Annotated in this window: 11 protein-coding genes and 1 pseudogene; 7 read left to right on the top strand and 5 right to left on the bottom strand. The window is 69.2% G+C overall.

Going from position 1 to position 13472, the window contains the following annotated elements; all coding sequences use genetic code 11:
• The first annotated feature begins 155 nt into the window (after window positions 1–155).
• The 4 genes and pseudogenes from ACZ7NC_RS00630 to ACZ7NC_RS00615 all read left to right on the top strand — a co-directional run.
• Window positions 156–3473: a hypothetical protein gene (locus tag ACZ7NC_RS00630; RefSeq protein ID WP_471483648.1), complete on the top strand. Its 3318-nt coding sequence runs from the start codon at window positions 156–158 to the stop codon at window positions 3471–3473.
• A gap of 295 nt (window positions 3474–3768) precedes the next feature.
• Window positions 3769–4908 (top strand): NUDIX hydrolase, encoded by a 1140-nt coding sequence (locus tag ACZ7NC_RS00625; RefSeq protein ID WP_471483646.1) that lies wholly within the window; start codon window positions 3769–3771, stop codon window positions 4906–4908.
• A gap of 107 nt (window positions 4909–5015) precedes the next feature.
• Window positions 5016–5540: a hypothetical protein gene (locus ACZ7NC_RS00620; protein ID WP_471483644.1), complete on the top strand. Its 525-nt coding sequence runs from the start codon at window positions 5016–5018 to the stop codon at window positions 5538–5540.
• An 80-nt stretch (window positions 5541–5620) separates the two neighbouring features.
• Window positions 5621–5839, top strand: a pseudogene (locus ACZ7NC_RS00615) (MerR family DNA-binding protein); the annotation flags it as partial.
• Window positions 5840–5920: 81 nt separating this feature from the next.
• Here the strand turns inward: ACZ7NC_RS00615 and ACZ7NC_RS00610 are convergent.
• The 3 genes from ACZ7NC_RS00610 to ACZ7NC_RS00600 all read right to left on the bottom strand — a co-directional run bounded on the left by ACZ7NC_RS00610 (window position 5921) and on the right by ACZ7NC_RS00600 (window position 9004).
• A complete protein-coding gene (locus ACZ7NC_RS00610; protein WP_471483971.1) occupies window positions 5921–6988 on the bottom strand; it encodes an MFS transporter in 1068 nt (355 codons plus the stop codon).
• Between the two features lie 148 nt (window positions 6989–7136).
• The gene (locus ACZ7NC_RS00605) at window positions 7137–7595 is read right to left on the bottom strand and encodes an ArsI/CadI family heavy metal resistance metalloenzyme (RefSeq protein ID WP_471483643.1); all 459 of its coding nucleotides are present in this window, start codon (window positions 7593–7595) and stop codon (window positions 7137–7139) included.
• 35 nt (window positions 7596–7630) lie between these two features.
• Window positions 7631–9004 carry an NAD(P)-binding domain-containing protein gene (locus tag ACZ7NC_RS00600; protein WP_471483969.1) on the bottom strand — a complete coding sequence of 458 codons (1374 nt, stop codon included), beginning with the start codon at window positions 9002–9004 and terminating at the stop codon, window positions 7631–7633.
• A gap of 112 nt (window positions 9005–9116) precedes the next feature.
• Between ACZ7NC_RS00600 and ACZ7NC_RS00595 the strand changes: the two genes are divergently transcribed.
• The gene (locus ACZ7NC_RS00595) at window positions 9117–10187 is read left to right on the top strand and encodes a flavin-containing monooxygenase (protein ID WP_471483641.1); all 1071 of its coding nucleotides are present in this window, start codon (window positions 9117–9119) and stop codon (window positions 10185–10187) included.
• An 83-nt stretch (window positions 10188–10270) separates the two neighbouring features.
• Here ACZ7NC_RS00595 and ACZ7NC_RS00590 read toward each other — a convergent pair whose 3' ends face one another.
• Together ACZ7NC_RS00590 and ACZ7NC_RS00585 are read right to left on the bottom strand one after the other, a co-directional pair.
• Entirely contained in the window at window positions 10271–11404 is a 1134-nt protein-coding gene (locus ACZ7NC_RS00590; RefSeq protein WP_471483638.1) for an MFS transporter, read from the bottom strand.
• On the bottom strand, window positions 11401–11757 hold the full coding sequence (locus ACZ7NC_RS00585) for an ArsR/SmtB family transcription factor (RefSeq protein ID WP_471483636.1): 357 nt from the start codon (window positions 11755–11757) through the stop codon (window positions 11401–11403). The genes ACZ7NC_RS00590 and ACZ7NC_RS00585 overlap by 4 nt, the downstream gene beginning before the upstream one ends.
• A gap of 104 nt (window positions 11758–11861) precedes the next feature.
• Here ACZ7NC_RS00585 and ACZ7NC_RS00580 point away from each other — a divergent pair, with 104 nt between their 5' ends.
• Both ACZ7NC_RS00580 and pstS read left to right on the top strand, forming a co-directional pair.
• The gene (locus ACZ7NC_RS00580) at window positions 11862–12230 is read left to right on the top strand and encodes an ArsR/SmtB family transcription factor (RefSeq protein ID WP_471483634.1); all 369 of its coding nucleotides are present in this window, start codon (window positions 11862–11864) and stop codon (window positions 12228–12230) included.
• Between the two features lie 105 nt (window positions 12231–12335).
• Window positions 12336–13472 carry a phosphate ABC transporter substrate-binding protein PstS gene (gene pstS / locus ACZ7NC_RS00575; RefSeq protein WP_471483631.1) on the top strand — a complete coding sequence of 379 codons (1137 nt, stop codon included), beginning with the start codon at window positions 12336–12338 and terminating at the stop codon, window positions 13470–13472.

Raw genomic sequence — 13472 nt, 5'->3', positions numbered from 1 at the left:
CCGCGCCGCATGGTGGGCCAGGCCTGCGGCCGCGCCGAAGGCTGCACCGGCGGCGCCGAAACACCGTCGAGAGCTAGTCTGAGCTGGTGGTCCCGGTAGATGACATGGCCGCTGCTGCGGGAGCTTCGCCGTACTCGACAGGCGGCGGAGGAACGGTGCTGGAGCACCGCTACGCCGCCGTTCTTCTCGCCTCGTTGCTGACCGGTGATCCTCTGGAAGAGCTCGGCGATCCAGTGCTCGTGCCGGTAGAGATCAAGCTTCAGGCGAGTCGGTTCAGCAAGGTCGACGACATTCTGATCACTGCCCGGCCGCGGCAGGGCGGCGAAGAGTTTCGGGTGGCCATCGGGGTCCGGCGCGATCCCGACGTGGTGCCGTCCAGTGATGCGACCGTGGCGTTGGTCGGCTCTTACCTACGGGAGGTGACCGAACATTGGGAAGAGATCCAGGCGGGCCGCTATCGGCTTGCCCTCGCGGTCACCGACCGAAATACCCATGGCCACGAGGTAGCCAGGCTCGCCGGCATCGCTTCGGGACGGGGGCCGGAGGAGTTCCGCGCTGAGGCTTCTCGCTCGGGTCCCACGAACAGCAAGATGCGGGCCAGGCTGGATCAGTTGGATCTCGTGGTGGCTGAGGCCGTGTCCCGCGGTATCGAAACGCACGGAGTTCCGACGCGGGAGCTGACCTGGCGTTTGCTGTCGTCCCTGAGGGTTCATCACCTTCGTCTGGAAGACGGCGACGAGCGGGACTACACACAGGCAGTCAGCAGCCTGCGCCATGAGGCTGTGGAGAACACTGCCTTGGCAGCGGAACAGGTACTGAGCCGCATCGAGCACCTTGTCGGTGGATGGGCCCCGACCGCCGCTCAGGTCTCCGAAGCCATGCTGCGCCGGGATCTGGCGGCTCGGCTCAAGCCCCGTTTCTATTCAGTCAGCGGAGTAGTCCAGCCGGTTGAAGTCGAACCTGATGCCCTGATCCGGGGCCCGGTCGCGCACCTTGGGCTGGCCCCGGACTTTCAGGAAGCCCACAGGCTGGAGGCCGCCGATCCCGCATCTGCGGCTCGTCTCTATGCGCGCATCGCGGACGCGCTGGAGACCTCCGTGTGGGCGCCGCTCGCCCTCTCCCTTCGTCAACGGCAGGCCAAGGCCCACCACGATGCCGGTGACCACGCGGAGGGCGTGGCCGCCGACGTGACCGTCCTGGCCACCGCGCTGCCAATGGGCGAGGTCTGGCGTGCAATGTCGGTTGTTCGTCGACTCGTCAGCGACCAGATCGAGGCGCCTGACGAGCTCATCCGCGCGGCCAATGCCCTCGGTGACCTCGCCGCCTTCGAGTATCACCACGAAGTCTCCCTGGATGACATCACCGCCAGCATCGATACCCTTCATATCGGTGACCCGCACTGTCTGATGGCCGTCACCTGGTTCGCCGAGCATGCTGTCGCTTCGGACCGACCGGACCTGCTGCGGTCTCGGGTTGCGGACTTGACCGATCTCTCCGCCTCGGCAGAGCCAGGTGATCAGATATGGCGGGCTCGGCTGCTGGCTTGCCTGGCTGATACCGACCGGTCCGGCGCCATGTGGACAGCTCTCGCCGGATCCGCTCGATCCGAGTATCCCCCGTCGGTCACGGCGCTGCTTCTCGCGCGCCACGCCCGGTACCTGGCCGACGCCGGGCAGGCCCAAGACGCTCTCGACCGATATGACGATGCCATCGAGCGTGCTGTTCAGCAGCGTAATCATGAAGACGCTGCGGCATGGACCGAGGCCCACAACCTCGTGCGGATCCGTTACGGCCTGCAAACCGCACGAATCAGTGACGCCTACCCCACCGCCACCGCACTCCGGGCCGCCAGCGGCGGCAGGTTCCTGCCCGAGCCCTTCTCAGCCCGCGAACGCGCTCTGGGACGAGTTGCCAACCACGCTCGGCCGGCCGAGACCCTGCAAGCCCTCACCCAGTACCTCCGGCAGGCCGTGGTGACGGCAAGCTGGCTGGAGGAACACGAGGCCCACGAACTACTTGGACGCTTCCACCTGGATCACGGCGAGATTCCTGCCACCATCGGCCACCTCGTCGCCGCCGGCTCCCACGAACTCCTCAACACTCTCGACGCCCAGCTGCCCGAAAAGCCGTTCGATCTTCCGATCCCGGACGGCTGGGCTGACCACCCTCGATGGAGACGGCACAGCGCGCTTACCGCAGTGCGGGCGGCGGCGGATCTGCTCCCCGACGAGCAGGCGCGGGCCTGGGTTGACGTCACCCTTGCCGAGATCGCCGATGACCAGGACGTTCCTTTTGGTACGCGCAATGTGCGTCGAGCCGCATTCAGCGCGTTCGCCAGCCTCGCTGACGCTGCCGACACACGGCAGGCCCAGCGCTTCCTCGACCTCACAGGTCTGGTGCTTACCGGCCCCGGACGTCGCCACCGCGGTGCAGAGCAGGACTACGCCCAGGCGCTCACCCGTATCGCCATCCGCCACCTCGGTCTGCAACGCGTCGAAGCCGTCGACCGGATGTGCCAGGTTCTCCTGACGGATGCGTTCGCTGCCAACGTGATCCTCGGCCGTGGCGAAGACGCGCTCCGTCTCCAGCCCTCGGTGGTGAGCGAACGCTGCACCGCAGCGGCGGCCGGCGGCAACACTGACGCTGCCCTGGCGCTCCTTCTGGCCAACGCTCCCGCCGACTGCGCCCGGCCGCTGGCTCAGAAGCTGCTCGACCGCAGCCTCGGCCGACAGACCGAAACCGATCCGAACCTCGATGCCTCGCCCTCTCAGGCGGCCTTCCTGATCGGCCGCCTCCTGCCCACGGTCGATCGCGAGTCCTTCGCCGACGCTCTCACTCAAAGGATCCGGAGTCACCATCACACGGCTCAACAGCGGCAGGAGGCTCTCGACGCCCTCAACATCCTCACTGCCTACCTTGGGCCCGAACAGCGTGCCCGCCATCTCGACATCGCGTTGGACGCGGCCCGGGGACGCCTCGACGGCAGCGCCCGAGACGATCTCAACGCCACGCACGCCTACGACCGTTTCCAGCTGGACATGGGGACGACAACCCTCCGCTACCACGGCCTGAGCGCGGCGGCTCACATGGTCCAGACCCCCAGCGACGCAGAGGAGATCATCGGAATCGCCCTTCCGCTCCTTGCCCAGCCAGAGGGCCCGGCGGAGAGTCTCATCGTGGAAGCCCTCGCTCAACTGCCGTGCAGCCGACGGCTCCTGCCGCTCCCCGTAGTAGCCGGGCACTCCTCACCCTGGATCCGTGCGCTGGCCGCCCACCTCTGGTGCACCACCGACCAGACAGCAACAACAGCCCACCTCGGCGACCACCTTGCGGCCGACGCCAGCCACCGCGTCCGCTGCACTCTGGCCCGCGAGCTCCCCGACGATGACAAACACGCCGCCCTGCGCGAAGTGCTCCGCCGCGACTCCCGCCGGTCCGTACGAACCGCTGCGGGCCAACCAGCGCATCGATGAGCCCGTGACACCAGGAGCATCCGCACACTCGTACCGGATGCGTCAGGTCACGTCTCCTGAAGTAGCCGTCAGTACATCCCGGGCCAGGTAAGGCGCAGCGCCCGGCAGTGCAAATCCCTGTATGAGACGGCGGCTTAGTTGTGCCACTTGAGCCGGGCCAGTAACTGACCCTGGTTCTTTTCATTCTGACACGTTGTCGGGAAGCCTGCTCTCACCTCGGAATACACCCGGGTTCTTGTCAGAGAGGCGCTATCGGGAGTTCGGATCGGCGACGTTCGACTGTCACAGTCCCGTTATGCGTATCTCCGCCAAGGGCTCCGTCGCTCTCATCGGGAGCTTCCGTCAGCACTACCCCGAAGTCCTGGCAGCTGCCCGGATCTTCGCGAATGCCGGACTGACCGTGAAGAGCCCGCCGATATGCCGGATCGTCGACCGCGGGCGTGAGTTCGTGCGCTTCGAGTCCGACCCTCCGGAGTCGTCGGACCACGACCTCCAAGCGGCGACCTTGAAGAAGATCTTCACCTCGGACCTGGTGTACGTCGTGAATCCTGGCGGATACATCGGCCGCACCACCGCGTATGAACTGGGGTGCGTCCATGAGCGCGGCATGGCCGTCTACTACGCGGAGCCGCCCAAGGACCTGCCCATCGCCGTCCCGGAGGGAACCGTCGTCGATGCGTGCCGCTTGGCGGAGGCCATCGCCGGAGGCGATCCGGGACCCGCTCCGTTTAGGCGGCCACGGGTGGCGGCGCTGCCGACGGCAGACATCGTGATCTTTACGATCCGCTCGGAACATCTGTGCGTCCTGCTCGTGCGGCGTGGCAAGAAGCCGCATCTCGGAATGCTCGCCCTGCCAGGCGGGTTCGTCCGGCCGGGAGAGTCCCTGAAGGACACGGCGAAGCGGGAACTCCTGGAGGAGACCGGGCTGGACGGATCCGGGATCCGGCTGGAACAACTGCACACGTACTCGCGCCCGGAGCGTGACCCCCGGGGCCGGATCATCTCGACTGCCTTTGTGGCGGTCATGCCGGATCCGCCAGAGGTGACCGGCGCGAGCGACGCCCGCGCGGCCGACTGGGTCGAGGTCGAGGAATGGCTGTGGGGTCCCAACAGCAGCCTCGCCTTCGACCACGGCGAAATCATCCGGCACGGGCTCGAACACACCCGGGTCCGGCTGGAACACACCACCATCGCGACCGCCTTCTGCGACGACCTCTTCACCATCACCGACCTGCGCAAGGTCTACGAGGCCGTGTGGGGCTACACGCTCAACCCGGGGAACTTCCACCGCAAGGTCGTGGAGGAGACCGCGGGGTTCGTGGTCAAGACCGGCAAGGTGCGCAGGTCAGGGCCCGGGAAACCGCCAGTCCTGTTCCGCCGGGGCACGGCGAACCTGCTGGACCCGCCGTATCTGCGCAGCCGCCGCACCCCCTAGAGGCACCGCGGCCCCGGGCTGTGCGAGAGCCCGAGGCTGCGGCCGGATCACACCGTGCATTGGTGTGGAGAACACCGACGCTCACCAGACCCGTGAAAGAAGCGATCTTGCGAGCGTCCATCCTCAGGAAGGACAACACCATGCTGCCCCTTTCTTCTTCCGCCGCAGGCGATTTTTCCTCCTCCTGGACCTGGGGGGCGGTGATCGCCCTCGTCGCCCTGGTCGTCAGCACCTGGCTCGTCGTCAACCACCGCCTCCGCGACCAGACCGTTCAGTGGCTCCAGCCCGACTACGACACAGCGAGCGATGCGCTCCTCGTGCTGAACCGGCTGTCGCTCACGACCGCCGTCGAGGGCGTCACGGCCGAGCTACGCGAGCTGGTCGACGTGGTCAGCAGGCTCAGGATCGCCGAACAGCGCTCCCCGGACCTGCCGTTCGGCGTGGTCGTCGCGGCGCTGGAGGGCTACCGGGCGAAGGTGCTGCCGCAGAACCACGCCGACAAGCTCGCCGCGGACCAGAACCTGCTGGACGAGCACCTCGCTCTCGCCCGCGCGCAGGGCATCAGGCTCGAAGCCGCGCGCGCCGCGATCGTCGACGTACAGCGGAAGATCGAGAAGCGGACACGTAATTAGGGTCGCTCTAGTGGCTCCGCTGGAGAAGGAGCGGTGTTCGGTGCGGCAAGAGGGCATGCCAGGCATCGCGACGGGGCCTTCACCTGGATGACATCCGCGACGTGTTCGCCATTCGCGACGGCGGAATCCCGCCCTGCTCCACCGTGCGCGACCTGCTTGATGAGCGGATCACGGAGATCGACTCGGCCGTCGCCGAGTTGCTGGCCCTGCGCCGGACGCTGACCGACACCCGGCGGCGGGCCGACGACTGCGTGGACGATCAGCCTGTGATCGTCTGCTGGATCATCGAGTACGCCTAGCGTCAGGCCATGCGGCAGAAGGCGGTCGTCGACAGGCCCGCCGACGACAGAAAGATGCATGTGGCCAGATTGACCAGCGGCTCAGTCCGGCCTGCTCCCCAGCGCGAAGGCGGCGGCGACGGCGGATGCGGCAGCGAGTGCGGCGCAGAGGCCGGGATAGCCGCCGAGCCGGCCCGCGAGCACGGCTCCGGCGAACGGGGCCGTCGCACTGGCGATGGTGACCGGAGCGGCCAGGAGACCGGAAAGACGGCCGTAGTGGATGGTTCCCCAACGATCGGTGACGGCCGTGGCCTGGAGGAGGGTGAGGTTGCCGCGGACCATGCCGGCGAGAACGGCGAGGACCACGAGGAGCGGGATTGGGCCGGGGATCGTGGCCAGCAGCACGGTGGTTCCCCCGCCGGCGGCGATCAGTACCACGGTGCGGGTGGTTACGCCGGTCTGGCGGGCGAGCACCGCGTACAGGGTGCGGCCCAGGGTCTGGCCCGCACCGCCGAGTCCCAGGGCCCAGGCAGCAGTGGTGGGGCTGGCGCCGCGTTCGGTGAGCAGGGGGACGAGGGCGATGACGACGGCGTACATCGCGAAACCGTTGAGGGTCAGTGCGGCGGCGAGCATGAGGAAGGGGCGGCTGCGAGCCACTGACGCGCCGCCGCTGGTCTGTTGGGGAGGCGCCGGTGGCGCAGGTGGCCAGGGGGAGCGCAGCGCGATTGCGTGGGCCGGGATGGTGACCGCGGCGAGGATGACCGCGAGGACGGCGTAGGTGGAGCGCCAGTTGAGGTGTTCGGCGAGTACGGCGGTCAGGGGTGCGAAGGCGGTGGAGGCGAGTCCGCCGGCGAGGGTGACGATGGTCAGGGCGCGAACTCGGTCCGGGCCCCACCAGCGGGTGAGGGCGGCGAAGGCGGGCTGGTAGAAGGTGGCGGCCATGGCCACTCCAGCGAGCAGCCACGCGGCGGTGAAGACCGCCGGGTTGGGGGCGTAGGCGACGGCGAGGACTGCGATGACGCCGAGGATGGAGCCGGTGGTCATCACGGCGCGCGGGCCACGGCGGTCGAGGATGCGGCCGACCGGGATGCCGACCAGGGCGGAAACGAGCAGGGCACCGGAGAACGCAGCGGTGGTGGCGGTGGCGGACCAGCCGGTGTCGGCGGTGATCTGCGGGTTGAGAACGGGGAATGCGTAGTAGACGATCCCCCAACTGGTGATCTGGGTGGCGCAGAGGGCGGGAAGGGCGGCACGGGGCCGCAACCGGTCCCCCGTCCCGGTCGCGGCCTCGCTGGTGTGGAGGTTGGTCATCGACAGATCAGCAGCAGCCACCGGCGGTGGCCGGTTCCTTTGCGCCGTCCTTCGCGGGGTCGATGCAACAGGAGCTGCCTTGCTGCTTGGTGAGGGTGTCGGCGTCGGCCTTGACGACGTAGACCTCCCAGGGTTCCTGGCCGGGGCCGTGGACCCAGACCTTGTCCTGGAGGGCGTAGCAGCAGGTGGTGTCGTTCTCCTCGGTGGTGGCCAGGCCCGCTTCGCTCAGGCGGCTGGTGGCGGCATGGACGGCCTCGGTTGTCTCGACCTCGACGCCGAGGTGGTCCATGCGGGTTGCCTCGCCCGCGGTGCCTTCGATCAGGACGAGCTTGAGCGGGGGCTCGGCGATGGCGAAGTTGGCGTAGCCGTCACGGAGTTTGGCGGGCTCGGTGCCGAACAGCTTGCTGTAGAAGGCAACGGACGCGTCGAGGTCCGGGACGCGGAGGGCGAGCTGTACGCGAGACATTGCATACCTCCTGCTGGATGGGGTGAGTTGGCCGGTTAGCAGCCGCCGGACGTGGTCGGTGCGCCGATGCCGATCTGGAGGGTGGCCGGGGCGCCGCAGCAGCCCCCGCTGTCGCTGCTCTGGGCGGCGTCGGGGTCGTCGAACAGGCCGGCGCCACCGCAGACACCGGTCTCCGGCAGGGTCAACTCCACGCGTTCCGCCGCCTCCTGGTCGCCGGCGATCGCGGCGGTGATGGAGCGGACCTGCTCGTAGCCGGTCATTGCCAGGAAGGTCGGGGCGCGGCCGTAGGACTTCATGCCGACCAGGTAGACGTCCTGCTCCGGGTGGGAGAGCTCGCCTACGCCGTGCGGGTAGACCGTGCCGCAGGAATGGACGTTCGGGTCGATGAGCGGGGCCAGGTCGGTCGGGGCCTGGAGGCGCTCGTCGAGGCCGAGGCGGACCTCGGAGAGGAATGACAGGTCGGGGCGGAAGCCGGTGAGCACGATGACCTCGTCGACCGGGTCCAGGCGGCGGCCGTCCTCGGCGACCAGGACAAGCCGGTCTCCGTCGCGCTCCACAGCCTGGGTACGGAAGCCGGTCACGGCGGAGGCGTGGCCGGCCTCGACGGCCGCCTTGGCACGCAGGCCCAGCGCGCCACGGGCAGGGAGCTGGTCGGCCTCGCCACCGCCGAAGGTGTTCGCCCCGATCCCGCGGCGCAGGACCCATGCCGCGTGCGTACCCTCCTCGTCCTTGGCCAGGTCGGCGAGGTAGGCGAGCGCGGTGAAGGCGGAGGCGCCCGAGCCGATGACCGCCGTGCGCTTGCCCGCGTACCGGGCGCGGACGGCCGGGTCCTTCAGGTCCGGGACGCGGTAAGAGATGCGCTCGGCCGCCGCCTTCTCACCGAGGGCGGGCAGGCCGTCGGCGCCCATCGGGCTGGGAATGGACCAGGTGCCGGAGGCGTCGATGACGGCGCGGGCGCTGATCCGCTCCTCGCTGCCGTCAGCCAGTTGGATGTGCACGGTGAAGGGCTGCTCGTGGCGGTCGGCATCGACGATGCGGTCCCGTCCGGCGCGGGCGACGCCGGTGACCGTGGTGCCGTAGCGGACCTTGTCGCCGAGGACGTCGGCGAGCGGCTGGAGGTACTGCTCGGCCCAGTCGCCGCCCGTCGGATAGGCGGTCCCGTCGGGGTGGACCCAGCCGGTAGGGGCGAGGAGCTTCTCGGCGGCGGGGTCGGTGACCTCGGCCCATGGGGAGAACAGCCGGACGTGCGACCAGTCGCGCACGGCGGTGCCAGCGGTGGGGCCGGCCTCCAGGACCAGCGGGTCGAGGCCGCGGTCGATGAGGTGGGCGGCGGCGGCCAGGCCGATAGGTCCGGCGCCGATGACCACGACGGGCAGCTGAGCGGTGGTGGGCACGCTGTTGATGGACACAGCCACGAGATTCCCCTTTGATTCGACGCCTGTCGATGTCTTGCGCGACCCAGCATGGCACCTGTATCGATAGTCGTCAACATAGACATTCGCCGAATCAGGGGATCGGGGCATGGAACGGATTGACGTTGCGGTGATCGGTGGCGGGCAGTCGGGGCTGGCGGCGGCGTACGCGCTGCTCGGGCGGGGGCTGCGGCCGGTGGTACTGGAGGCGTCCGGACAGGCGGCCGGGTCGTGGCCGCGCTACTACGACAGCCTCACCTTGTTCTCGCCGGCCCGGTACAGCTCGCTGCCGGGGATGCCGTTTCCGGGCGGGGATCCGGACCGCTACCCGCACCGGGACGAGGTGGTCGCCTACCTGAGCGCCTACGCCACGCGCCTGGACGCCGACATCCGCACCGGCCACCGGGTCACCCGTGCTCGGCAGGCCGACGGAGGCTTCGCACTGGACCTGGAGAACGGTGGTCGGCTGACGGCACGCACCGTGGTCGCCGCGTCCGGGACCTTCGGGCGCCCGTTCCGGCCGGCGCTGCCGGGGCTGGAAAGCTTCACCGGCTCGGTCCTGCACGCGGCCGACTACCGCAGTCCCGGAGCCTTCGCCGGGCAGCGGATCGTCGTGGTCGGGGCGGGAAACTCCGCGGTGCAGATTGCCGCCGAGCTCGCCCGGGTGGCGCGGGTGACACTGGCCAGCCGGAAACCGGTGAAGTTCGCCCGGCAGCGCATCCTCGGCCGTGACCTGCACTTCTGGCTCAACCGCACCGGCCTGGACACCGCCCCGCTCGGCCGCCTGGTACGCACTCCTCCGACGCAGATGGTCATTGACGACGGCCGCTACCGGGCCGCGCTCGCCCACGGGGCGCCGGACCGGCGGGGACTGTTCACCGGCATCGACGGCGCCAAGGTGATCTGGCCGGACGGGGTCCGGGAGGAGGTGGACACGATCCTGCTGGCCACCGGCTACCGGCCGGACCTGCCCTACCTCACCGGCTTGGACGGGGCGCTGGATGGCGCCGGTCATCCCCGGCAGCGCGGCGGCGTCTCTCCGGCTCACCCGCGTCTGGCGTTCGTCGGTCTGGAGTGGCAGCGAAGCCTGTCGTCGAACTCCCTGCGCGGAGTGGGCCGCGACGCCGTCCGGACAGCACAGCACGTCGCAGCCCACCTCGCCCGCTTCGGCGAAGCATGACCGGGACCGGGACGAGCTGACTGATTCCGGGACGGTGCCCGGCGCCGCCCGCAAGGCAGAAGCCGGGATGCGGAGCCGGAGGCTCATGACCGGCTGCGCCGGGCGAGCACCGCGACGACGCCCACGGCCATCAGCGCGACGACGGCGGCGACAACTCCGTAGCCGTAAGCATCGGCTACGGGGCCGCCGATCAGCGGAGCGGCCAGGTAGCCCAGGATGCCGATCTGGGACCACAGCACCATGGCCGTCACGATGCGCTGCGCGGGAACCGCGTCGAGCAGGACGCCGGTCGCTCCGGTGTTGGCCAGGCCGATGCCGGTCCCCGCGACGGCGAGCGCCACCATCCACACGGGCACGGCCGTGCCGGCTCCGGCGAGCGCGAAGCCGGTGACCACCAGGACGGTGGACACCAGCAGCACCCTGCGCGGCTGCCACCGGGCCGCCGTTGCCCCCGCGACCGCCACCACGACCGATGTCACCGCATACAGCACCCCGATCTGGGCCTGGCCCAGTTCGGTGCCGAAGTGGAGCGGCAGTACCCCTTCGAGCGTGCCGAGTGACATCACAGCGAAGGCGATGGCTACGGCGGACGCCCGGAATCCCGGCGAGCGCAGGGCGCGCCGGTCGGGGGCGAATGCGCCCGCCGTCGCAGGAAGGCGCAGCGTCAGCGCCGGCACGAGCGCGAGAAGGACGAGGATGAGGTAGGCCGTGAAGGGGCCGCGCACGCCGTCGATCGTCCCGAGCAGCGGACCCAGGAGACCGCCTGCGGAGTAGGCGGCGTAGATGCGGCTCATGCACAGGTATTCCTGGCCGGGCCAGGCGGTCAGGGTGGCGAAGGTGATCCCCAGCCACAAGAACCCGGATCCCAGGCCCATCACCAGACGGGACACGGCGAAGACGGCCAGGTCCCCGCCGAAGACGAACCCGAGGCTCCCCGCCGCGATCAGCAGCAATCCCATCAGAACCAGCCGGGCAGGGCTGCTGCGCTGGATGACGGCACCGCCCAGCGCGAAGCCTGCGACCATTCCCAGCGGGAATGTCGCGACCAGCATCCCCACTGCCGTGGCGCTGGCCCCGGTCTGCGCAGCCAGGCCGGGAAGCACCGGTGCGATCAGGCTGTACCCGGCCGCGTCCAGCGCGCCCAGCCCCAGCAGCAGCGCATAGACGGCCCCGGAACGCATCGGCGCCCGCTCCGCCTGCCCGAGGCCGGTGCTCATGGGCCGCTGCGCCGGCGTCCGCGCGCCGCGCCGCTTCCGCTTCGGACAGGCGCGGGGCGCCCCATGACGACGTCGGCAGCCGAGGGGAAGGCATCGACGCACTCCTCGTTCAGCCGGTACCAGCTCGACGCCCCCTGCCGCTCAACCAGCACGAAGCCCACCTCCGCCAGCCCCTTCAGGTGATACGAGACCGTCGACTGGCCCACCTGCACGGACTCGACGATCTGCCCCACCGTCAGAGGCTCACCGCTGCGCGCAAGCAGCGTCACGATCTGAATGCGGGTGGCATCGGCCAGCGCCTTGAACCAGCTCGCGTACTGCTCAGCCTCAAAACGCTCCAGAAAATCTCTCATCGATAATCGACGATAATAGATGAGATGAACGCGCGACAACCCCCTGCCTCCGCCCCCGAATCTCGACCTCCCGCTCATGGTTCGACATGTGTCAACATAGACGTATGTCGAATACGCAGGTGCTGCCGATACTCGAACCCGAGCCCACCGAGGCCGTGGTGCCGTGCTGCCCGCCGCTGACGAAGCGGCCACTGACCGCCGAGGAAGCCGAACGCACGGCGCGGATGTTCAAGGCGCTCGCGGACCCGGTACGCCTTCGGCTCTTCTCGGCGGTCGCCTCCCACGAGGGCGGCGAGGCGTGCGTGTGCGACATCTCCGACGTCGGCGTCTCCCAGCCGACCGTCTCCCACCACCTGAAGAAGCTCAAGGAGGCGGGCCTGCTCACCTCCGAGCGGCGCGGGACCTGGGTGTACTACCGGGTGGAACCGTCAGTGGTGGCCGCCATGGGGCAGATGCTCGGCACCCTTGGCTGACCGCCCGTACGGCAGTACGTCAGCTGAAGTTCTCCCAGCGGTAGCCCACCCCCTCGATACATCGGCCAGCATCTATATCTGGTTCGCTGTTGACGCGAGGGGGCAATGGTGCAGCGCCGACGTGAGGTACATACGAGCCGGCTGAGCATTCCGGCCGCCGCAGCCGCGGTGGCGAGCATGCTGCTCCTGGCGGGCTGCGGGCTCGTCGAGTCGGGGGACGACGGTGAGCGTCCGTCCGCCAGCCCTCCGGCCGCCGACATCGACTGTGCCAGGGAGGGGAAGGTCCCCGGTTCAGGGTCGAGCGCCCAGGACAACGCCATGAAGTACTGGATCAAGCAGTACGAGCGGGCGTGCCATCCGGTGCGGATCGCCTACAACCCGTTGGGCTCCGGTGCCGGCGTCGTCCAGTTCATGCAGGGAAGCACGGTGTTCGGCGGCACCGACAGCCCGGTCGACGCGGAGGAGAACACACCGGATGCCAGGGTGTGTGCAGGCGGCCGGGTCATCAATCTGCCGATGGTGGGCGGCGCCGTCGCGCTCGGCTACAACGTGACGGGAGTCGACGACCTGGTGTTGGATGCCGCGACGATCGCCAAGATCTTCGACCGGCAGATCACCGAGTGGGACGATCCGGTCATCCGGAAGCTGAACCCCGACGCCGAACTACCCTCCCTGCCCATCCGTGCGATGCACCGGCAGGACGGCTCGGGCACCACGCAGAACTTCCAGGCGTACCTCGCGGGCGCCGCCCCGGAGGTGTGGCAGCACCCGGCGGAGAAGGCATGGCAGGGCCGGGGCGGCGAAGCCGCCAACGGCTCCGACGCGGTGGCATCGGCGGTTGCTGAAACGCCGGGGTCCATAGGCTATTTCGAGCTCTCGTTCGCTGCCGCTCAGCGCCTGAAGACGGTCCGCGTCGACACCGGTGGTTCAGAGCCCGTGGCGGCGACCGCGGAGACGGCGTCCGCAGGTATCGCCGCTGCCCAAGTGGTCGGCAAGGGCAAGGACTTGACCCTGGAGTTCGACTACCGGGCCTCCGCCGACGGCACGTATCCGATCGTCCTGGTCAGCTACGAGATCGTGTGCGACGCGGGCAACGTGGCCGAGACCCTGCCCGCCCTGAAGTCGTTCCTGAGCTACACCGCCAGCGACGAGGGGCAGAAGCCGCTGGCCAGGATTCACTACGTACCGCTGCCGGAAGCCGTCGCCGCCGAAGTGCTTCGCGTTGTCAGCACGTTGAGCTGA

Source organism: Streptomyces sp. NPDC111802, assembly GCF_055634335.1.
This window is presented reverse-complemented; position numbering and strand designations above follow the sequence as displayed.

Bases quoted from the DNA above. Each gene is read 5' to 3' on its own strand.
- ACZ7NC_RS00625 (WP_471483646.1), top strand. From the start codon at position 3,769: ATGCGTATCTCCGCCAAGGGCTCCGTCGCTCTCATCGGGAGCTTCCGT.
- ACZ7NC_RS00605 (WP_471483643.1), bottom strand. From the start codon at position 7,595: ATGTCTCGCGTACAGCTCGCCCTCCGCGTCCCGGACCTCGACGCGTCC.
- ACZ7NC_RS00595 (WP_471483641.1), top strand. From the start codon at position 9,117: ATGGAACGGATTGACGTTGCGGTGATCGGTGGCGGGCAGTCGGGGCTG.
- ACZ7NC_RS00590 (WP_471483638.1), bottom strand. From the start codon at position 11,404: ATGAGCACCGGCCTCGGGCAGGCGGAGCGGGCGCCGATGCGTTCCGGG.
- ACZ7NC_RS00585 (WP_471483636.1), bottom strand. From the start codon at position 11,757: ATGAGAGATTTTCTGGAGCGTTTTGAGGCTGAGCAGTACGCGAGCTGG.
- ACZ7NC_RS00580 (WP_471483634.1), top strand. From the start codon at position 11,862: ATGTCGAATACGCAGGTGCTGCCGATACTCGAACCCGAGCCCACCGAG.
- pstS (WP_471483631.1), top strand. From the start codon at position 12,336: ATGGTGCAGCGCCGACGTGAGGTACATACGAGCCGGCTGAGCATTCCG.